Below are 19,275 nucleotides of genomic sequence, written 5' to 3'. Positions count from 1 at the left end.
ACATCGCGTCGTGTCGCCCGCCAACCGGCAGGTCCGCCTGCGGCAGCGCCCGGTCGGCCTGGTGGACGACGCCACCTTCGAGGTCGTGGAGGAGCCGCTCGCCGACCTCGCCCCGGGCGAGTACCGGGTCCGGATCGCCTACCTGTCGATCGACCCGACGAACCGGGTGTGGATCCGGGAGGAGCCGAGCTACCTCCCGCCGGTCCGGCTCGGCGAGGTGATGCGGGGCGGCGCCGTCGGCGAGGTCGTCGAGTCCCGCAACGACGACTACCCCGTCGGCGCCCCGGTGCTCGGGATGCTGGGCTGGCAGGAGTACGCCACCTGCGGCCCCGACGTCACCGCCCGGGTGGTGCCGTCGGGCATCCCGCTCCCGCACCTGCTCGGCGTCTACGGCACCACCGGCATCACGGCCTACTTCGGCATGCTCGACGTCGCCCAGCCGCAGCCCGGCGACACCGCCGTGGTCTCGGGCGCCGCCGGCGCCACCGGGTCGGTGGCGGGCCAGATCGCCAAGATCCAGGGCGCGCGGGTGATCGGGATCGCGGGCACGCCCGAGAAGTGCGACTGGCTCACCGGCGAGCTCGGGTTCGACGCCGCCGTCAACTACCGCACCGAGGACGTCGGTCGCCGGCTTCACGAGCTGGCCCCGGAGGGGATCGACGTGTTCTTCGACAACGTCGGCGGCGCCACCCTCGACACCGTCCTCACCCAGCTCGCGATCGGCGCCCGCGTCGCGCTCTGCGGCGCCATCTCGACCTACAACGAGTCCGACCGCCCGGCCCCGATCCACTCCTACATGAACCTGGTCGTGAAGCGCGCCCGCATGCAGGGGTTCCTGGTCCTCGACTACCTCGACCGGTTCCCCGAGGCGGTGCTCCAGCTCGTGGCGTGGGTGGAGGAGGGGCGGATCCGCTGGCGCGACCACATCGTCGACGGCCTCCACCAGGCCCCGCGGGCGTTGAACATGCTCTTCACCGGCGAGAACACCGGGAAGCTCATGGTGCGCGTCGGTCCCGACCCGAGCGGATGAGGCCCCCAGGTATCCTCTGACGACCCGTCAGGTTCGGTCGAGAGGGCGGCTCGCGGAGGGAGATGCGGTGGCCTCGACCCAGACCCCCACGATCCCGATGATCGTGAGCGTCGACGACCACGTCGTGGAGCCCGCCCACGTCTGGGCGACGTGGCTGCCGGAGCGCTTCCGCGAGCGGGGCCCGCGCGTCGAGCGTCACGGGCTGGCCGGGCTGCGGATGGTCGGCCCCGCCGTGTACGAGCACGAGTTCGACGACGCCGCGCCGCCGTGCGACATCTGGTTCTACGAGGACCTGGTGGTCCCGTTGAAGCGCCACATCGCCGCCGTCGGGTTCGACCGGGACGACATGACGCTCTCGCCGATCACCTACGACGAGATGCGCGACGGCTGCTACGACCCGAAGGCGCGCGTCGACGACATGCTGCTGAACCACGTCGAGGCGTCCCTCTGCTTCCCGACCTTCCCGCGCTTCTGCGGCCAGACCTTCGCCGAGGCCCAGGACAAGGAGCTGGCGATGGCCTGCGTCCGGGCCTACAACGACTGGATGGTCGAGGAGTGGTGCGGCGACAGCGACCGCCATCTCGTGCCCCTCACCCTCGTGCCGCTCTGGGACGTCGACGCCTGCGTGGCGGAGGTGCGGCGCAACGCCGAGCGCGGCGTCCGGGCCGTCTGCTTCAGCGAGATCCCGGCCCACCTCGGGCTGCCCAGCATCCACTCGGGCGACTGGGACCCGTTCCTCGCCGCCTGCGCCGAGACCGGGACGGTGGTGTGCATGCACATCGGGTCGTCGTCGAAGATGCCGGCCACGTCGGCCGACGCGCCCCCGGCGGTGCAGGCCACCCTGTCGTTCGGCAACGCCATGGCCTCGATGAGCGACTTCCTGTTCTCCGGCGTGCTGGTGCGGCACCCCGACCTCAAGCTCGCCTACTCCGAGGGCCAGATCGGCTGGATCCCGTACATCCTCGAGCGCGCCGACGACGTCTGGCAGGAGCACCGGGCCTGGGGCGGGGTGCGGGATCAGGTGCCGGACCCGCCCTCCAGCTACTACTACCGCCAGATCTTCGGGTGCTTCTTCCGGGACCAGCACGGGCTGCGGTCCCTCGACGAGGTGGGCGTCGACAACATCACCTTCGAGACCGACTATCCGCACACCGACTCGACGTGGCCGCACACCAAGGAGGTGGCGGAGAAGATGTTTGCCGGGCTCGACGACGACACCGTCGCCAAGATCTGTCGAGGCAACGCGATTCGCATGCTGAGCCTCGACCTCGACTAGCGGCGAGACCGCGCCGCGGGTGAGCGAGTCGACGCGAGGCCGCCTGCTGGTGGCGACCCCCGACCTCGAGGACCCGAACTTCTTCCGCACCGTCGTGCTGGTCCTCGAGCACACGTCGGACGGCGCCGTCGGCGTGGTGCTGAACCGCCCGTCGCCGGGCACGGCGGTCGGCGCGTCCCTGCCCGCGTGGGCGGCGCTGGCGACCGAGCCGCCGGTCGTGTTCGTGGGCGGCCCGGTGCAGCCCGAGGCCGCCATCGGGCTGGCCCGGCGCCACGACCAGGCCGAGCCGGACGGGTTCGCCCCGCTGTTCGACGACCTCGGCACCGTCGACCTCGAGCGCGACCCCGAGCAGGTCCTGCCGCGCGTGGACCGGCTCCGGGTCTTCGCCGGGTACGCGGGCTGGGGGCCCACGCAGCTCGAGGCCGAGCTCGACGCCGGCGGATGGTTCGTCCTTCCCGCCGAGCCGTCCGACCCGTGGTCGGCGGCGCCCGAGGGGATGTGGCGGGCCGTGCTGCGGCGTCAGCGCGGCAAGGAGCGTCTCTTCGCCGACTTCCCGCTCGACGCCAAGCTCAACTGAGGCGGGGCCGGCTCGGGCCCGCCTCGGCGGGACCCCGAGCCGAGGGTCGACCGGAACCAGCGATGGATCGCGCCGCCGGCGGCGCCGGCCCGGAACCCGCGGTCGGCGGCCACCGCGACCGCCCGCGCCGCCCCCGGCGTGGCCCCGTCCAGGAGCTCGTTCCAGTACAGCGCCCACCCACCGGCGAGCAGCCGGCCCAGCCCGGGCGCGGTGAGGGTGCGGGCCAGGAGCGCCACGGCGCGAGGGCGGGGGAGGAGCGCGGCGTGCACCGGGGCGGTCGCGGCGTGGTATGGCGCGTAGCGGGCGGCGAGGAAGCCGCGGTAGCGGTCGGCGGCGCCCGCCGGACCCGCCAGCACGGCCTCCGCCGCGGCGCGGCCGCTCTCGAGGGCCTGCGCGATGCCCTCGCCCTGGAGCGGGTTCACGAGGCCGGCGGCGTCGCCGACCAGCAGCACCCGCCCGACCGCGGGCAGGGTCCCGACCATGCCGAGCTTCAGCCACCCGCCGAGCGAGGCCGAGCCGTCGGTCGCGGGCGCGCGGGCCAGGAGGCCGCGCCGGACCAAGTCCTCGAGGAAGCCCGGGAGGCCTCGGGCCACCGCCGCCGCCGCGCCCCGATCGGCGAGGACCCCGCACCCGAGACCGACGTTCGCGGTGTCGCCCGGCCCCGGGAAGAGCCACCCGTAGCCGGGGAAGGCGCGCCACGGTGTGGGCTCCCACCAGCAGATCTCCGGCAGCGCGACCGCCTGGTCGACGTAGGCCCGCGTCGCGAAGCCCCAGAGGACGCGCTCGGGCTGCACGAGTCCCGCCCATCGCGCCACCCCGCTCAGCGCCCCGTCGGCGCCGATGACGACGTCGGCGCGCACCGTGGGTCCCGAGGTCAGCGTGCAGCCCTCGACGCCGTGGTCGCCGACGACGGGCGCTTCGGCCCGACCCACGCGCGGCTCGGCGCCGGCGGCGACGGCGGCGTCGCGCAGCATGGAATCGAAGTCGCGACGGGGCACCACGACGCCGTGGCCGGGGTAGGTGCGGCCGGCGCGGCTCGGCAGGCGCACGGAGTGGGTGGGCCCGGTGACGAGCATGTCGCCGACCGGGACCGCGCCGGGCACGGGCAGGCCGAGGTCGTCGAGCACCCGCACCCCCCGCGGCCCGACCAGGTCGCCGCAGGCCTTGTCGCGCGGGAAGGCCGCCTTGTCGATCAGCGCCACGCGGGCGCCAGCACGGGCCAGCACGAGCGCGGCGGCGCTGCCCGCGGGCCCGGCGCCGACGACGGCGACGTCGAACCGGTCACCACCCACGCTGCCCCCCGCGATTCCGGGCGTCGTACGCTCGGCCTCCGAGACCAGGGGGGGTGTTCATGCTCGTCGGCCCATCGGCGGATCCCAATCGCTTCGCCCGAGACCTCTTCACGGGGCTCCCCAAGCGTTACGACACGCTCGAGGAGCTGCTGTCGCTGGGTCAGAACCGCCGCTGGCGCCGCGCGATGGTCGACCGGATCGTACCGGCCGCCCCGCGGCGGGTGCTCGACGTGGCGACCGGCACCGCGGGGGTGGCGCGGCAGCTCGAGCGTCGCACCGGGGCCGCGGTCGTCGGCGTCGACCTGACCGAGGCGATGCTGCGCCGCGGCCAGGCCGCGGTGCGCGCCGACGGCGCCGCCGACCGGGTGACGCTGCTCGCCGGGCGCGCCGAGGCGCTGCCGTTCCCCGACGCCAGCTTCGACGGGCTCACGTTCACGTACCTGCTGCGCTACGTCGCCGACCCGGCCGCCACCCTGCGCGAGCTGGCGCGGGTGCTGGAGCCGGGCGCGGCGGTGGCGAGCCTCGAGTTCTGCGTGCCCCCCAACCGGTTCTGGCGCCTCTGGTGGTGGCTGTACACGCGGCTGGCGCTGCCGGCCGCCAGCGCGCTCGGGGGTCGGGCCTGGTTCCGGGTCGGGCGGTTCCTCGGCCCGAACATCTCTGCGCACTACCGGCGCTACCCGCTCGACTCGACGGTCGACGCGCTCCGAGCGGCGGGGTTCGTGGACGTCGGGGCCCGCACGATGAGCCTCGGCGGCGGGGTGGTCATGTGGGGGACCCGCGGCGGTGGCTGAGCCGAGGGGCCGGGCCGCCTTCTACGCCGCGCGCCCCGGCGGGTGGCGGGACTGGTGGACGCTCCTGCACCCGCCCTACACGGCGTGGCACCTGGGCTACGTCGCGATCGGCGCCGCGCTGGCCCCGCGCCTGGACGGCGTGCGCCTCGGGGCCACCGTGCTCGCCTTCTTCGCGGCCATGGGGGTCGGCGCCCACGCGCTCGACGAGCTGCACGGCCACCCGCTGCGCACCCAGATCCCGGATCGGGTGCTCGTGGCCTCGAGCGTCGTGGGCGTCCTCGCCGCGGTCGGGATCGGCGTCGCTGGGATCAGCCGCGCCGGCCCGGTGCTGATCCCCTTCATCGTGGTGGGACCGGTGCTGGTCGTCGCCTACAACCTCGAGCTCTTCGGCGGGCGCCTGCACACCGACGCCGGCTTCGCGCTGTCGTGGGGGGCGTTCCCGGTGCTCACCGCCTACGCGGCCCAGGCCGACGGCCTCGGCGTGGCCGCGGTCATCGGCGCCGCGGCCGCGTTCACGCTCTCCTACGCCCAGCGCGCCCTCAGCACGCCGGCCCGCCTGCTCCGCCGACGCGTGCGCCGGGCCGAGGGCGACCTGACGCTCTCGGACGGCCGCGTGCTGCCCCTCGACGCGGCCACGCTGCTCCGGCCCCTCGAGCGCTCCCTGCGCGCCCTGTCGTCGACCGTGGTGCTCCTGGCCGCGGCGATGGTCACCGCCCGGCTGTGGTGAGCGCGGCCGGTCGCCGGAAACCGCTCGGCTCGGCGACCGAGGCTCCCGGGGGGCATCCTGGGTCCGGACGGCGCGAGCCGCGCCCGGAGGAGGGTTCATGAGCGAGCAGCGACGAGGCCGGGTCGAGATCGAGCCCGGGGCGAAGCGGGTGCGCACCTACCTCGGCGGCGAGGTCGTCGCCGACACCCACCAGCCGTTGCTGGTGTGGGAGGTGCCCTACTACCCGGCGTACTACTTCCCTCGTGGTGACGTGCGCACGGAGCTGCTGAGCCCGTCGGACCGCACCGAGCACTCACCGAGTCGTGGCGAGGCGCGCTACTACCACGTCAAGGGCGGCGCCTCGGTCGCCGAGGACGCCGCCTGGGCCTACCCCGACTCGCCGATCGAGGCGCTGCGCGACCTCATCCGGTTCGACTGGTACTCGATGGACGCCTGGTTCGAGGAGGACGAGGAGGTGTACGTGCACCCGCGCGACCCGCACACGCGGGTGGACATCCTCCCCAGCTCCCGGCACGTCGAGGTGATCGTCGACGGCGTGACCGTCGCCGAGACCCGGAAGCCCACGCTGCTGTTCGAGACCGGGCTGCCGCCGCGGTTCTACGTGCCAAAGGTCGACGTCCGCATGGACCTGCTCGTCCCGTCGGACACGACGTCGGGCTGCCCGTACAAGGGACTCGCGCGGTACTGGTCCGTCCGCACGGGGCGCGGCGCCGTCGAGGACCTGGCGTGGTCGTACCCGACGCCGCTGCCCGAGAGCCAGAAGATCGCCGGCCTGGTCTGCTTCTACAACGAGCGGGTCGACCTGCGAGTGGACGGGGACACGCTGGCACGCCCACACACCAAGTTCTCGTGACCGCCGACCGGCCCGAGCGTGGGGCGGCGAGGGTCGGGCGGGCCCGGTACGGTCGCTGCGTCCCGGCACCGGGTCGCGGAGGCACGGCGTGGCGCTGACGCTCGAGTCCATCGACATCTACGATCCCGACGGGTACGTCGAGGCCCCGCCGCACGAGGCGTTCGAGTACCTGCGCCGCGAGCAGCCGGTCTACCGCCAGGCCATGCCGGACGGCACCGCCTACTGGGCCGTGCTCCGCCACGCCGACGTCGTCGAGGTGGCGCGCCAGCCGACCCTGTTCTCGGCTCAGGTCGGCGGGGTCGTGCTCGAGGACCAGCCGGCGGCCCAGCTCGAGCAGACGAAGAACATGCTGCTGATGATGGACCCGCCTCGTCACAGCGGGCTGCGGCGCGAGACCGCCCCGTACTTCAAAGCGCGGTCGATGGCCCGCCTCGAGGAGCGGGTGCGCGAGATCTGCCGGCACATCATGGCCACGGGCGCCGAGCGCCGCGACGTCGAGTTCGTCCACGACCTGGCGGCGATGCTCCCGTCGCAGGTGTTCGGCGAGCTGCTCGGCATCCCCGAGTCGGACCGGGCCCAGATCAACCGGTGGGCCGAGCAGACCACGGGCGGTCAGGATCCCGAGCTGAACCCCGGTGGCTACACCCACGCGGAGAGCGAAGGCTCGGTCGCGATGGCGATGTACGGCATGGAGTACGCGCGGCGGCGTCGTGGTGCCGGCGGTGACGACGTCGGCGCGCAGCTCCTCGCCACCGAGATCGACGGGCGGCCGATGTCGGACCTCGAGTTCGGCTACTTCTTCGTCCAGCTCGTCACGGCCGGCAACGACACCACCCGGACGATGCTCTCGTCGGGGGTGCTCGCGCTCTTGGAGCACCCCGACCAGCTGGCCGAGCTCCGCCGGGACCGGTCGCTCCTGCCCGGCGCGGTCGAGGAGATCCTGCGCTGGGCGAACCCGCTCCACTACTTCCGGCGCACCGCCAGCGCCGACGCGGTCGTGCACGGCCAGCCGATCGCCGCGGGCGAGAAGCTGGCCATGATCTACACGTCGGCGAACCGCGACGGCGACGTGTTCGCCGACCCGCACCGCTTCGACATCCACCGGGACCCGAACCCGCACCTGTCGTTCGGGATCGCCGAGCACTTCTGCCTCGGCGTCCACCTGGCTCGCCTCGAGGGCCGCGTCTTCCTGGACGAGCTCCTGAGCGCGTTTCCACGCTTGGAGCTCACCGGCGAGCCTCGCCGGCAGCGCTCGAACCTGAACAACGCGCTGAAAGACCTGCCCATGCGACTCGGCGCCTGAGCCCACTCGGACCGCGCCCCCGACATTTCGTCCGCCCGCGTCGCGCCCGTGCGGCATGCTGGGCCGGTGGACGGCCGGACGTCGGAGACCTGTGCCGAGTGCGGCTTCGACGCCCGGGACTGGACCGTTCAGGACGCCGTCTCCCTCCTCGACGCCCTCGGTCTCTGGTGGCAGCTGGCGACGAGCGATCTCCCTGCGACGGCGGTGAACCGTCGTCCCGGCCCGACGGTGTGGTCGGCGCTCGAGTACGGCGTCCACAGCGCCTTGGTCACCGCGGTGCTGCGGGCCGGCATCGAGACGATCCTCGCCCGTGACGGCAGCACCCTGCCGGCGCCGCCGGCGGCCGAACCGACGCCGAGCGGAGCGCCACCGGAGCTGGACGCCCGGACCGTGGCCGGTGACCTCGAGCGGGAGGGCCACGCGCTCGCCGCCCTCGCGCGCGGCGCCGCCCCCGAGGCCTGGGCACACGCGGGACACGTCGGGGACCACACCGTCCAGGCCGAGGCCGCACTGTTCCACGCCGTCCACGACGCCACGCACCACTGGATGGACGTGGGCCGCGGCCTCGCCGCCCTCGGCGCCGGCGCCCCGGCCGCCGCCGGGCGGGTCACCCACGTGAACGTGTCGAACGGCGGCGTGCCGAAGCGCCCGATCGACCGCGGCTCGCTCGGCCGCCGCGGCCTCGACGGCGACCACCAAGCCGAGCGCCGGCACCACGGACGGCCGTTCCAGGCTGTCTGCGTGTGGTCGGCCGACGTCATCGACGCCTTGGCCCGAGCCGGCCACCCGATCGCCCCCGGGTCGGCCGGCGAGAACCTCACCCTGTCGGGGGTCGACTGGGCCACGCTGCGCCCCGGTACCCGCCTCCGGGTCGGCAGCGCCCTCACCGAGCTGTCGTTCCCGGCCACGCCGTGCGCGAAGCAGACCCGGTGGTTCGCCGACGGCGACTTCCGGCGCATCGGCCACGACCGCAACCCCCAGTGGACCCGCTGGTACGGCTGGGTCCGCGAGCCCGGTGTCGTGCAGCCCGGCGACGCCGTCGTGGTGCAGCCGGGCGACCCCGATCCGTCCGCAGAGGGGCGGGGGACTGCGACCGGCCGAGCGGGTCGCGCCTCCGGGCCGTGACGCGGACTTCTCCCTTCGCGTCCTGGGGCGCGGACGCCGACGAGCGCGCGGCCCGCTACCCGTGCGACGAGCTCGTCGCCGACGCCGACCAGACCCTGTTTCGCGCCATCACGGTGCGGGCGCCGGCGGCGGTGGTCTTTCGCTGGCTCTGCCAGCTCCGGCTCGCGCCCTACAGCTACGACTGGATCGACAACCGGGGTCGTCGCAGCCCGCGCCGACTGGTTTCGGGCGTCGAGGACCTTGTCACCGGACAGCGGTTCATGACCATCTTCACGCTCACCGACTTCGAAGCCGACCGGCAGATCACCGTGTTCACGGACCACCGCCTGTTCGGCGAGGTCGGGATCACGTACCTCGTCACGCCTCGGGAAGGCGCGGCGCGGCTGGTCGTGAAGCTCCGAGTCCGGTTCCGGCGCACGCCCACCGGCCGCGTCCTGCGCCGAGTGCTGCCGCTGGGAGATCTGGTCATGATGCGAAAGCAGCTGCGGACGCTGCGTCGCCTCGCCGAGGTGCACGCGCGATCGGGCGGGGCCACGTGATCCCCGCGACCCGTCCGGGCCCGCTTGGACGCGGCGAGGACGCCGGCACGGTCGGCGCAACGGTTGCCGGCCCGCGGCACGCGTGGCACCCTCGGTGGCTGGGTCGTGAAGCTCGGACCAGGAGGGAGCGCGCATGCTCCACGTGTTCGCCTTCGGGAGGATCGGTGTCGCCATCGGCGATCTCTACTTCGTCGACCCTCACCCTGGCCCGGGTCAGGAGGGAGCGGAGCGAGGCGTGCGCGTCGAGGTCCGCCTGATGGAGAGCCCGGCTCGGGACGGCTCGATCTACGCGTCACGCCCGATCCTCGTCGGGCCGCCGATCTGGCGCGCCGATCTCCTGGAGTCCGTCGCCGGCCCACCCGGCAGCTACGACCGCACCCACCACCATCCCCACATGCGGGACTGGGAACCGAACTCACGCCAGTTCGACGCCGCGATGAGCGCGGACCCCCTCGGGTTCGTCGGGCAGCGGCTCGCCGACCTCGACGCCATGCTCACCGACGCCGGGATGGGACCCTCGGAGGTCGACCCGCACGACGCCGAGGGCCTGCGCGACACCGTCCCGGAGATCGTCGACACGATCGAGCGCATGCTGACGGGAGTCCGCGCCGGACGGCTGGCGAGACCACCCGAAGGTCAGCGGCGGGAAGGCGCGCGCGTCGGCTGGCTGTAGAAGGCCCGGCGGCGGTTCACCATCGTCGGGTCCGGGCGCGCTGTCATTGGACTCGGCCGCGTGGGCGTCAGCGACCCGCGGCCGGCTCCGCCCGGCCTCCGGCCCCGATCGCCCGGTCAACGCGTCCCCGAACCCTCACATCCCGGTCTGGCGGCCACGTCGCGGGGCTCTTGGTCGGCGGACGGTCTCGATGTGGCGCGACCTGCGGTACCCGCCGTCAGGGACGACTCGTTCTCATGTCACGGGCCGGCGGTGCCGGGGCGATGCTCCTCGAGCACACGACCGAGTTCCTTGCGGGCGTATGCAAGCGCCGCGTCCAGTGCAAGCGATGACCCTCGGGTGAGAATGGCCTCGTATGAGGCATCACCGAGTGCGGCGCGCGCCTCGCGTTGGGTGCGCTGAAACTCCTCGCTATCCCACCGGTTGACGTACGGATACGGGCCCACATCGACCACTGCGGCGAGGGTTGCCGCCTGCTCGTAGCACGAGAGCAGGCGGTCCGTGGAGGGCGAGGCTGCCCTCGTGACGCGTGGCGCCGTGCGGCGTCTCATCGAGTCATCCGATGTTCCATTTGATGCGCTGGACCGGAACGGTTTGGGCGAGTCCTCTGAGGATCGTGTCCGTGGGTGATGTCGCGGTCACGGGGCCGGCGGCCGCGACGGTCGTGGCGCTGGCCACGATGTCGCCCGCCTCGGCGAGCTCGGCGATGCGGGCTGCCTCATGCACGCCAAGACCAGCGAAGTCGTTTCCGCTGAGAAGTGCGTCGGCTTGGTGGACGCCGATGCGGATGTCGGGAGCGAACTGGTGGGCTTCGCGACGCCCGGCGAACCGCCGTTGCACCGCAACTGCACACGCGATCGCGTCGGCGGCACGTGGAAAGGCCGCGAAGAATCCATCGCCTCCACCGCGCTGCTTCACCTCAGTTCCATGGTGCTCAGCGAGAAGGCCACGGATCGTCTCGTCATGCCAACGCAGCACTGTCGACCAGGGTTCGTCACCCATCGTGGCAACGAGCCGGGTCGAGTCGACGATGTCAGTGAACATGAAGGTGCGGCAGACGCGGCGCTGGGCTCCGAGATTGCCCAGGCGGTCCCGCAGCCGCTGCGCTCTCTCGACGTCCCCCTCGGCACCCAGGCCGGTGAGCACTGCGAGGGCGGCCTCGAGTTCGACGATCGCGACGGCTCGGTCGCCCGCTTGGTTCGCGGCGTCGGCGAGGAGATGCTGGGCCTGAGCTGCCTCGTACGGTGCCCCCGCGTCGCGCCACAGCGAGATCGCCGCGTGAGCGGCCACGACCGCTTGTTCGTAATCCCCGACCGCCAGTGCGACCCTCGCTCGCGCCATCGCTGCCTGCGCCTCCAATACGACCGTCTGATAGGTGGCGGCCAGGCCGGCAAGTTCCTCGGACGCGGTAAGGGCTGCGGACCCGTCACCGCACGCGAGCTCAGCCTCGACGATTACGGGAAGGAGTTCGCCACGCGCAAGTGGATCGACCTGCCCGACACTTGCGGCTGCGGCGCGCAGCAGCGCTGCGGCGAGGGCCTCCTTGCCTTGAGCGAGGCGGAGCGCCGCGAGGCCCGGCTCCGGGTCCTTGCCGAACGAAGCCGACTGGTCAAACGCGTCGGCCGCCGCCACGAGATCACCACGGCGCAACGCAATCGCGCCGAGTTCATACCATGCCTGCCCAACGTGGCTCAGGTCCCAGCGCTCGAGCTCGCCCATCGCACGACGGAGCTCCGATTCAGCGCCCGTCCAGTCGCCACGTAGACGCGTGATCTCCGCATGATGAAGCCGACAGTCCCCCGGGAAGTCACCCAGTCCTGGCTGGCTCGCACACGCGAGCGCCTCATCGGTCCACTCCCTCGCTCGTCGGACATCGCCCAGAGCCTGACATAGGCTGATCGTGTTGCAATAGACGCGAGCCGTTGCGACGCGCCCGAGCCTGCCCGTTACCGCGTCGGTCATCGCTTCATCGACCAGTCGCAACCCCTCGCCGACGTCGCCGACGCGTACCCGCAACGTTCCGAGTCCCACCAACACAGCCGCTGCGAGATCGACATCGCCACAGAGCCGCGCGATGTCGAGGGCGTCATCGAGGTGCCGCTGGGCCGCGGCGAGATCGCCTTCCACGTGCAACGCCAGAATCGCCCGAAGTTCCGCCATGCGCCCGACCTCAGCGCACGGCTCGAGGCCTTCGAGCAGGCGTGCCGCTCGTGCAACCCACCCGAGGGCGACCGCATCACGGCGACGGTGCGCGTAGTCACGGCACAGATCCATCGCCAAGCTCGCTGCTTGTCGCGCGTCGCCTCGGGCGAGCCTCGCCGCGAAGGCTCGCTGGCGGGTCTCGATGCAGGACTCGAACTCGCCGAGCCACATCGCCGACTCGGCCACCCGCTCGAGGTCGTCAGCGTCGAGTGGCGAATCAGCATCCGCTTGACGGAGCATGTGCCACGCGGCGCGCCAGTCGCATCGATCGAACGCCCCTCGGCCGGCCGAGAGCGGGTCTTCACGATCGGTAGGCATGAAAGGCAATGGACAGACTAGAACACGGGAGATGGGGGTCTCCTGGGATCACGTTGATAGCGAAGTGCGCGACTTCAGCACGCTGTGCGAAGGCCTGACCGAAAGCGAGTGGAACCACGCGTCCCTTTGCGAGGGTTGGTCGGTTCACGACGTGGCCGTGCATGTCAGCGCCGCGCTCAACGTCAACGTCCGCGCGCTCGTCCGTCTCGCGCGTCTCGGCTTCTCGATACACCGGTCGAACGACGAAGACATCCGAATGGCAAGGGACACCCCTCACTCGACGATCACCGCGGATTTGGTGTCCTGGCGCCGCCCGACAGGGCTCCAGCGATTGAGCGGAACCCCCCCTGGGACGGCGCTCCGTGGCACCATGATCCACCAGCAGGACATACGCCGGCCCCTCGGGCGACCCCGCGACATCCCGCACGACCGACTCGTCATCGTGCTGAATCACCTCAAGACCCGGGTAGGGAGCGCAAATCTCGGATCGGTGCCACGCCTCCACCAGGTGCGCTTTGTTGCTACCGACATCGACTGGGCAGCTGGCAAAGGACCCGAGATCACCGGCCCTGGGGAAGCCGTCCTCATGGCGATGGCCGGACGCCGCGACGCGCTGGCCGATCTCGACGGGCCCGGCATCGCAATCCTCACCGCACAAGCCTGATTGCCGCGATAGCCCTCGGCGCGGGAAGCCGGAGGTCTGGACCACAGCGCAACGAGGCGGCGGTCAGCGATAGGAATGAGTGCGACGCGAGACCGCTCGAGAGATACGACTCAGAGGGGCGCGGCGCACCTCCAAAAATGCTCGAGCGGCTCGAGCACTTTTGGAGGTGCCGGGAGTCGAACCCGGGTCTTCCGTGCCGTCCGCGGGGCTTCTCCGAGCGCAGCCGGTGAGCAGAGTCTCGAGACGCCGCCGCTCACCGGCGTTTGCGGCGTCCCCAGCCCCGCTGCGGTGTCCCGCCGGGCCACGGGGCCCGTCCCGGCGGTGAGCCACTCTTCATGACGCCCGCATCCGGCCGAGTGGCCGGGCCGGAGCGAACGCGCGGCCCTTAGGCCGCGAGCGCGAGGTTGTCCTCGGCGTTTCTTGTTGTTGCCGGCTCTTTCACGACGATCCGGCGACGTCGGCTCGCTTCACCCGCTTCGATCCACGAAATCGAAGCCACGCACCCCCTTGTCAACTGCGCCCTCGTGCGCGTGACGACGCCCGCTCAGTGTACCGACCGGCATCGGCCGCTCCGAACGGGCGGGGGCCGGTCACAGCAAGGAGACCTGGGGCGGGGGATAGAGGACCGAGCCTCGTTCGACCACCGCACCGGGCGTCGGCTCGTGCCGCTGCTGGCGGCCGTCCGGCATGAGGTGACGCACCTCGACCCCGTGCAGCAACGTGGCGGCGTCGGCCACAAGCCGACGGTGGCACCTCCACCACAGCGACTCTGCGCACATCACCGCGCACTCGACCTGCTCGGCGGCGCGAAGGAGCTCGTCCAAGGCCGCCCGGAACACGGTCGAGGCCATGTAGTCGGCGTAGGCACGGAAGGCGGCGTTGCGAAGGCCGGCGTTCGGCGACTCCGGGAGGCCCGTCCGGCGCCCCCCGAGCCGCTCCTCCCAGCGATACGCGACGTCGAGCTCCGGCAACCATCGGGCCAGCTCGACCCGGCCGAACTGCGGGTGACGTCGGCTGGCCGGAAAGCGGCGGATGTCGACCACCAGGCCGATCCCCGCGCCGGTGAGGCGCGCCGAGAAGGTCTCCGCGGCCTGCGCGCCGTGGCCAACGGTCAGCAGCTCCATCGGCTCAGTCGCGCTGCCCTTTCAGCGCCCGCTCGATGTCGCGTCGGGCGTCCCGCTCGGCGATCGTCCGACGTTTGTCGTAGGAGCGCTTCCCGCGGGCGACGGCCAGGTCGACCTTGACCCGGCCGTCCCTGAAGAACGCCCGCAGCGGCACCAGGGTCACGCCCCGCTCGGCGGTCGCCCGCGTCAGCTCGTCGATCTGTCGGCGGTGGAGCAGCAGCTTGCGGGGTCGCACGGGGTCCAGCTCGGCTCGCGCGAACGCGTACGGGGCGATGTGCATCCCGTGGAGCCACATCTCGCCGTCGATCACTCTCGCGTACGAGTCCTGCAGCGTGGCTCGGCCCTCTCGCAGCGACTTGACCTCGGACCCGGCGAGCACGATCCCGCACTCCACCGTGTCGAGGACCAAGTAGTCGTAGCGAGCCCGTCGGTTGTTGATGGTGGGGGTCCGGCCGGGCTTGGCGGCGCTTCGCGCGACCATGGGACGACGGTACCGTGCGCCGATGCGCAACCGCCTCACCGAGTTGCTGGGCGTCGAGCACCCGATCCTGCAGGCTCCGATGGGCTACATCGCCCGGGCGCAGCTGGCGTCGGCGGTCTCGAACGCCGGGGCGCTCGGCATCATCGAGACGTCGTCGGGTCAGCTCGCCGAGGTGCGGGAGGAGATCGCCCGGATGCGAGACCTCACCGAGAAGCCCTTCGGCGTCAACATCGCCCAGCTGTTCGTCCGCGACCCCGGGATCGTCGACTTCGTGCACGACCAGGGGGTCCGGTTCGTCACCACGTCGGCGGGTGATCCCGCCACGTACACCGACGCCCTCCACGAGGCCGGCATCACGGTGTTCCACGTCGTCCCGTCACTCCGCGGCGCGCTGAAGGCGGTGGCCGCCGGGGTCGACGGCATCGTGGCCGAGGGCGGCGAGGGCGCGGGCTTCAAGGCCAGCCGCGACGTGGCCACGATGGTGCTCACGCCGCTGATCTGCTCGCGCGTCGACGTGCCGGTGGTAGCGGCCGGCGGCATCTGCGACGGCCGTTCGATGGCCGCCGCGTTCGCCCTCGGTGCCGAGGGCGTCCAGATGGGGACTCGCATGGTCTCGGCCGCCGAGTCGCCGGTCCACGACCGGTACAAGCAGCTCGTCGTCGAGACGTCCGAGACCGGCACGGTCTTCCTGAACCGCTGGCACAAGCCGTCGTTCCGCGTGCTGGCCACGGAGCGCAGCGAGGCCTACGAGCGGTCGGACGAGCGGGTCACGCTCGGCACGCTCGACGGCATCCTCGGCCTGTACTTCGAGGGCGACCTCGGCGGCGCGTTCGCGTTCGGCGGCCAGGTGGCGGGCCGGATCGATCGGGTCGAGTCGGTCGCGGACGTCATCGGCTCGACGATCGAGGAGTTCCACTCCGTGCTCGCGGAGCTCGCCCGCCGATATCCCGCGCCTCGATAGAGTCCGACCGTGGCGACGTCGGGCTCGATCCTCGGCAACCCGGTCCAGCGCGTCGAGGACCCCCGCATCCTGCGCGGCGAGGCGACGTACTTCGACGACCTCGCCCTGCCCGGCACCGCGCACGTGGCGTTCGTCCGCTCGACCGTGGCCCACGCCCGAGTCACCGACGTGGACACCACCGAGGCGGCAGCGATGCCCGGCGTGCTCGCGGTCCACACCGTCGACACCCTCGCGCTTGCCCCGGTCCAGGGCTTCGTGATGCTCCCGCCCGTCTTCAGCCGGCCGCCGCTCGCCGACGGCGTCGTCCGGTTCGTCGGGGACGCCGTCGCCGTCGTCGTCGCCGAGACCCGCGCCGAGGCCGTGGACGCAGCGGAGCTCGTCGTCGTCGACTACGAGCCGCTGCCGGTCGTGCTCGACCCGGAGGCCGCGCTCGCTGCCGACGCGCCGCTCCTCTTCCCCGAGCACGGCTCGAACCTCGCCATCGAGTTCAACTTCGGCGAGGACCCGACCGTGCTCGACGAGGCCGAGGTCGTCGTGCGAGGACGGTTCGTGAACCAGCGGGTCGCGCCGGTGCCGATGGAGCCGAACGGCATCCTCGTGGCCCCCCGGGCCGACGGTGGGCTCGAGGTGACCGTCCCGACCCAGGCCCCGTTCGGGGTGAGGGACCCGCTGGCGGCGGCGCTCGAGATCGACCCGGACCGCGTCCACGTCGTCGCGCCGGCGGTCGGGGGCGGGTTCGGCGCCAAGACCGGCGCCTACTGCGAGCACATCGTCACCGCGGCGCTGGCCCGACTCCTCGACCGACCCGTGAAGTGGACCGAGACGCGCTCGGAGAACCTGCTCGCGATGACGCACGGCCGCGGCCAGCTCCAGCTCGTCGAGCTCGGGCTGCGACGCGACGGCACGTTCGTCGGCGTCCGCGTGAAGGTCATCTGCGACGCCGGCGGCTACCCGTCGATCGGAGCGTTCCTCCCGTTCCTGACCCGGACCATGGCCCAGGGTGTCTACGCGATCCCGAAGGTCGAGCTCAACGCGGTCAGCGCGGCCACGAACACGACGCCCACCGCCGCCTACCGGGGTGCGGGGCGGCCGGAGGCCACCGCGTTCCTCGAGCGGATCGTCGACATGGCCGCCGACGAGCTCGGGATCGATCCGGTCGAGCTCCGCAAGCAGAACTTCATCCCGCCGGACGCGTTCCCGCTCACGACGGCGACGGGTGCCAACTACGACGTCGGGGAGTACGCGAAGGCGCTCGACGAGGCGTGCCGGCTCGCCGGCTACGCGTCGCTCCGGGCGGAGCAGCGGGAGCGACGCGATCGGGACGACGTCCACCAGCTCGGCATCGGGGTCTCGGCCTACGTCGAGATCACCGCGGGCGGGATGTTCCAAGAGTTCGGCGGCGTGGAGGTGCTGCCCGACGGGACCGTCGTCGCCCGGGTCGGCACGTCGGCGCACGGCCAGGGGCACGAGACCGCGTTCGCGATGATCGTCGCCGAGCTCCTCGGCGTGCCGATGGAGCGGGTGCGAGTGCTGCAGTCCGACACCGCGCTCGTCCCGCGCGGGAGCGGGACCATGGGCTCGCGGTCGCTGCAGACGGCGGGGAGCGCCCTGTACCGGGCGAGCGAGCAGGTCATCGAGAAGGCGAAGCGACTGGCGGCGCACCTGCTCGAGGCCAGCCCGGACGACGTCGTGCTCCACGACGGCGGCAAGCTCGGCGTGGCCGGCGTCCCCGCCACCGCGCTGAGCTGGGCCGAGCTGGCCGACGCCACCGACGACCCGACGCGCCGTCCCCCGGACTGGGAGGGCGGGCTGGCGAGCGAGCTCGACTTCAACCAGGGCGAGGCCAGCTACCCGTTCGGCGCCCACGTCGCCGTCGTCGACGTGGACACCGAGACGGGACGGGTGGAGCTCGTCCGGCACGTCGCCGTCGACGACTGCGGTCGCGTGCTGAACCCGCTCCTCGTGGCCGGCCAGCAGCACGGCGGGATCGCGCAGGGCGCGGCCCAGGCGCTCTACGAGCAGGTGGTCTACGACGACGACGGCAACCCGCTCACTGGGAACCTCATGGACTACGCCATGCCGAGCGCGGCGGAGCTCCCGAGCTTCGAGGTCTCGAACACCGAGACGCCCACGCCGCTGAACCCGCTCGGCGCCAAGGGAATCGGCGAGTCGGGGACGATCGGGTCGACCCCCGCGGTCCAGAACGCGGTCGTGGACGCGCTCAGCCATCTGGGCGTCCGGCACCTCGACATGCCGCTCACCGCGGAGCGGGTCTGGCGCGCCATCCAGGACGCGCGTGGCGGGAGCTGATCCTGCGTTCGCGGATCCGGTCCTGCGCCTGACGCCGGCCCAGTACCGGACCGTCGTCGCGCACTGCTACGACGGGCTGCCGGACGAGGCGTGCGGGCTCCTCGCCGGTCCCGTCACCGCTGACGGCGACCCCACCGGGGTCGTGACCGCGGTCTATCCCTGCAGGAACGCGGACCAGTCCGCTCGCACGTACACCGTCGACTCGCGCGACCTCATCAAGGCGATGCGCGACGCCGAGTCTCGCCGCGAGGCGCTCGTCGGCGTGTGGCACTCTCACACCCACTCCGACGCGTACCCGTCCGACACCGACGTGCGCCAGGCGATGGAGCCGCAGTGGCTGTACGTGCTCGTGAGCCTCAAGCACGCCGAGCCGGTGCTGCGCGTCTACCGCATCCGGGAGGGCGTTGTCGCGGAGTGCGAGGTCGTCGTGGCGGACTCGTAGACTGGGCACGATGTCGGTCGAGGTCCGCCTCCCAACGCTGCTGCGCCCGCAGGCGGGCGGCGCCGCGGTCCTGACCGTGGAGGGCTCCACGGTCGGGAAGGTCTTCAGCGGGCTGGTCGACCGCTATCCGGGTCTCGCCGGCAGCCTCGTCGACGACGACGGCCAGCTCCACCGGTTCGTGAACGTGTACCGCAACGACGACGACATCCGCTACCTCGACCAGCTCGACACCACGGTCGCCGACGGCGACGTCATCTCGATCCTGCCCGCCGTCGCCGGCGGGTAGCCGGGCCGCGCGGTGACGGGCCGGCAGCGCCGCCGAGGCCCGGGCGCGGCGACGGCGTCGAACCCCCGGGCCCCGGCGTGAGGGCCGAGACCGTCCTCGGTCTCATCGGCGACACGCCGCTGGTCGGCATCCAGGCGCTGTCCCCGAGGCCGGCGGTGCGGATCTACGCCAAGCTGGAGGGCCAGAACCCGGGCGGGTCGTCGAAGGACCGCATCGCCCTCGCGATGGTCGACCAGGCCGAGCGCGACGGGGTGCTGCGCCCCGGCGACACGATCCTCGAGCCGTCCTCCGGCAACACCGG

21 protein-coding genes and 1 other RNA gene are annotated in these 19,275 nt (G+C 72.5%); 16 read left to right on the top strand and 6 right to left on the bottom strand.

Translation table 11 applies throughout. The features are described from left to right. Positions 1-10 precede the first annotated feature (10 nt). From VG869_00110 to VG869_00100, 3 genes are all read left to right on the top strand, one after another. On the top strand, positions 11-1,030 hold the full coding sequence (locus VG869_00110) for an NADP-dependent oxidoreductase (protein ID HEV3449580.1): 1,020 nt from the start codon (positions 11-13) through the stop codon (positions 1,028-1,030). A 97-nt stretch (positions 1,031-1,127) separates the two neighbouring features. Beyond that, a complete protein-coding gene (locus VG869_00105; GenBank protein HEV3449579.1) occupies positions 1,128-2,306 on the top strand; it encodes an amidohydrolase family protein in 1,179 nt (392 codons plus the stop codon). 19 nt (positions 2,307-2,325) lie between these two features. Then, positions 2,326-2,883, top strand: coding sequence for a YqgE/AlgH family protein (locus tag VG869_00100; GenBank protein ID HEV3449578.1), 558 nt, complete (start codon positions 2,326-2,328; stop codon positions 2,881-2,883). Here the strand turns inward: VG869_00100 and VG869_00095 are convergent. After that, positions 2,826-4,175 (bottom strand): NAD(P)/FAD-dependent oxidoreductase, encoded by a 1,350-nt coding sequence (locus VG869_00095; GenBank protein HEV3449577.1) that lies wholly within the window; start codon positions 4,173-4,175, stop codon positions 2,826-2,828. The two genes, VG869_00100 and VG869_00095, sit on opposite strands and share 58 nt — an antisense overlap. A gap of 59 nt (positions 4,176-4,234) precedes the next feature. Between VG869_00095 and VG869_00090 the strand changes: the two genes are divergently transcribed. The 7 genes from VG869_00090 to VG869_00060 all read left to right on the top strand — a co-directional run bounded on the left by VG869_00090 (position 4,235) and on the right by VG869_00060 (position 10,186). Next, the gene (locus tag VG869_00090) at positions 4,235-4,966 is read left to right on the top strand and encodes a class I SAM-dependent methyltransferase (GenBank protein ID HEV3449576.1); all 732 of its coding nucleotides are present in this window, start codon (positions 4,235-4,237) and stop codon (positions 4,964-4,966) included. Further along, positions 4,959-5,693: a hypothetical protein gene (locus tag VG869_00085; protein ID HEV3449575.1), complete on the top strand. Its 735-nt coding sequence runs from the start codon at positions 4,959-4,961 to the stop codon at positions 5,691-5,693. Before VG869_00090 ends, VG869_00085 begins: the two co-directional genes overlap by 8 nt. Positions 5,694-5,790: 97 nt before the next feature. Then, positions 5,791-6,546 (top strand): DUF427 domain-containing protein, encoded by a 756-nt coding sequence (locus tag VG869_00080; protein ID HEV3449574.1) that lies wholly within the window; start codon positions 5,791-5,793, stop codon positions 6,544-6,546. An 88-nt stretch (positions 6,547-6,634) separates the two neighbouring features. Continuing rightward, positions 6,635-7,849, top strand: a complete 1,215-nt coding sequence (locus tag VG869_00075) for a cytochrome P450 (protein HEV3449573.1) — start codon at positions 6,635-6,637, stop codon at positions 7,847-7,849. A gap of 66 nt (positions 7,850-7,915) precedes the next feature. Next, positions 7,916-8,974, top strand: a complete 1,059-nt coding sequence (locus tag VG869_00070) for an MOSC domain-containing protein (GenBank protein ID HEV3449572.1) — start codon at positions 7,916-7,918, stop codon at positions 8,972-8,974. Further along, positions 8,971-9,513, top strand: coding sequence for a hypothetical protein (locus tag VG869_00065; protein HEV3449571.1), 543 nt, complete (start codon positions 8,971-8,973; stop codon positions 9,511-9,513). Before VG869_00070 ends, VG869_00065 begins: the two co-directional genes overlap by 4 nt. Before the next feature lie 133 nt (positions 9,514-9,646). Continuing rightward, entirely contained in the window at positions 9,647-10,186 is a 540-nt protein-coding gene (locus VG869_00060; protein HEV3449570.1) for a hypothetical protein, read from the top strand. Between the two features lie 239 nt (positions 10,187-10,425). Here the strand turns inward: VG869_00060 and VG869_00055 are convergent, their stop codons facing one another. Continuing rightward, complete coding sequence (locus tag VG869_00055; protein HEV3449569.1) at positions 10,426-10,737, bottom strand: hypothetical protein; 312 nt, start codon at positions 10,735-10,737, stop codon at positions 10,426-10,428. A 4-nt stretch (positions 10,738-10,741) separates the two neighbouring features. Beyond that, entirely contained in the window at positions 10,742-12,706 is a 1,965-nt protein-coding gene (locus VG869_00050) for a helix-turn-helix transcriptional regulator (GenBank protein ID HEV3449568.1), read from the bottom strand. A gap of 31 nt (positions 12,707-12,737) precedes the next feature. On the opposite strand from VG869_00050, the gene VG869_00045 reads away from it, so the two are divergent. After that, a complete protein-coding gene (locus VG869_00045) occupies positions 12,738-13,370 on the top strand; it encodes a maleylpyruvate isomerase family mycothiol-dependent enzyme (GenBank protein ID HEV3449567.1) in 633 nt (210 codons plus the stop codon). A 158-nt stretch (positions 13,371-13,528) separates the two neighbouring features. On the opposite strand, the gene ssrA is transcribed toward VG869_00045, so the two are convergent. The 3 genes from ssrA to smpB all read right to left on the bottom strand — a co-directional run bounded on the left by ssrA (position 13,529) and on the right by smpB (position 14,975). Then, positions 13,529-13,877, bottom strand: a transfer-messenger RNA (tmRNA) gene (gene ssrA / locus VG869_00040). Positions 13,878-13,960: 83 nt separating this feature from the next. Next, positions 13,961-14,494, bottom strand: a complete 534-nt coding sequence (locus VG869_00035) for a DUF488 domain-containing protein (protein ID HEV3449566.1) — start codon at positions 14,492-14,494, stop codon at positions 13,961-13,963. A 4-nt stretch (positions 14,495-14,498) separates the two neighbouring features. Then, positions 14,499-14,975, bottom strand: coding sequence for an SsrA-binding protein SmpB (smpB, locus tag VG869_00030; GenBank protein ID HEV3449565.1), 477 nt, complete (start codon positions 14,973-14,975; stop codon positions 14,499-14,501). Positions 14,976-14,997: 22 nt separating this feature from the next. On the opposite strand from smpB, the gene VG869_00025 reads away from it, so the two are divergent. From VG869_00025 to VG869_00005, 5 genes are all read left to right on the top strand, one after another. Further along, on the top strand, positions 14,998-15,936 hold the full coding sequence (locus VG869_00025) for a nitronate monooxygenase (GenBank protein HEV3449564.1): 939 nt from the start codon (positions 14,998-15,000) through the stop codon (positions 15,934-15,936). Positions 15,937-15,945: 9 nt separating this feature from the next. Further along, positions 15,946-18,246, top strand: a complete 2,301-nt coding sequence (locus tag VG869_00020; GenBank protein HEV3449563.1) for a xanthine dehydrogenase family protein molybdopterin-binding subunit — start codon at positions 15,946-15,948, stop codon at positions 18,244-18,246. Then, on the top strand, positions 18,233-18,688 hold the full coding sequence (locus VG869_00015; protein ID HEV3449562.1) for a M67 family metallopeptidase: 456 nt from the start codon (positions 18,233-18,235) through the stop codon (positions 18,686-18,688). Before VG869_00020 ends, VG869_00015 begins: the two co-directional genes overlap by 14 nt. Positions 18,689-18,698: 10 nt before the next feature. Beyond that, on the top strand, positions 18,699-18,974 hold the full coding sequence (locus tag VG869_00010) for a ubiquitin-like small modifier protein 1 (GenBank protein ID HEV3449561.1): 276 nt from the start codon (positions 18,699-18,701) through the stop codon (positions 18,972-18,974). A 77-nt stretch (positions 18,975-19,051) separates the two neighbouring features. Continuing rightward, positions 19,052-19,275: pyridoxal-phosphate dependent enzyme (locus VG869_00005; GenBank protein ID HEV3449560.1), on the top strand; the 224-nt coding region annotated here is incomplete at its 3' end.

The organism is Acidimicrobiia bacterium (genome assembly GCA_035948415.1).
Classification (GTDB): domain Bacteria; phylum Actinomycetota; class Acidimicrobiia; order IMCC26256; family PALSA-555; genus PALSA-555.
Note: the sequence above shows the minus strand (reverse complement) of the source record. Positions and strands in the feature narration are given on the sequence as shown.

Excerpts from the sequence above, each read along its gene's own strand:
- VG869_00105 (HEV3449579.1), top strand. The coding sequence starts at position 1,128 with ATGATCGTGAGCGTCGACGACCACGTCGTGGAGCCCGCCCACGTCTGG.
- VG869_00090 (HEV3449576.1), top strand. The coding sequence starts at position 4,235 with ATGCTCGTCGGCCCATCGGCGGATCCCAATCGCTTCGCCCGAGACCTC.
- VG869_00080 (HEV3449574.1), top strand. The coding sequence starts at position 5,791 with ATGAGCGAGCAGCGACGAGGCCGGGTCGAGATCGAGCCCGGGGCGAAG.
- VG869_00060 (HEV3449570.1), top strand. The coding sequence starts at position 9,647 with ATGCTCCACGTGTTCGCCTTCGGGAGGATCGGTGTCGCCATCGGCGAT.
- VG869_00055 (HEV3449569.1), bottom strand. The coding sequence starts at position 10,737 with ATGAGACGCCGCACGGCGCCACGCGTCACGAGGGCAGCCTCGCCCTCC.
- VG869_00050 (HEV3449568.1), bottom strand. The coding sequence starts at position 12,706 with ATGCCTACCGATCGTGAAGACCCGCTCTCGGCCGGCCGAGGGGCGTTC.
- VG869_00045 (HEV3449567.1), top strand. The coding sequence starts at position 12,738 with ATGGGGGTCTCCTGGGATCACGTTGATAGCGAAGTGCGCGACTTCAGC.
- VG869_00035 (HEV3449566.1), bottom strand. The coding sequence starts at position 14,494 with ATGGAGCTGCTGACCGTTGGCCACGGCGCGCAGGCCGCGGAGACCTTC.
- smpB (HEV3449565.1), bottom strand. The coding sequence starts at position 14,975 with ATGGTCGCGCGAAGCGCCGCCAAGCCCGGCCGGACCCCCACCATCAAC.
- VG869_00025 (HEV3449564.1), top strand. The coding sequence starts at position 14,998 with ATGCGCAACCGCCTCACCGAGTTGCTGGGCGTCGAGCACCCGATCCTG.
- VG869_00010 (HEV3449561.1), top strand. The coding sequence starts at position 18,699 with ATGTCGGTCGAGGTCCGCCTCCCAACGCTGCTGCGCCCGCAGGCGGGC.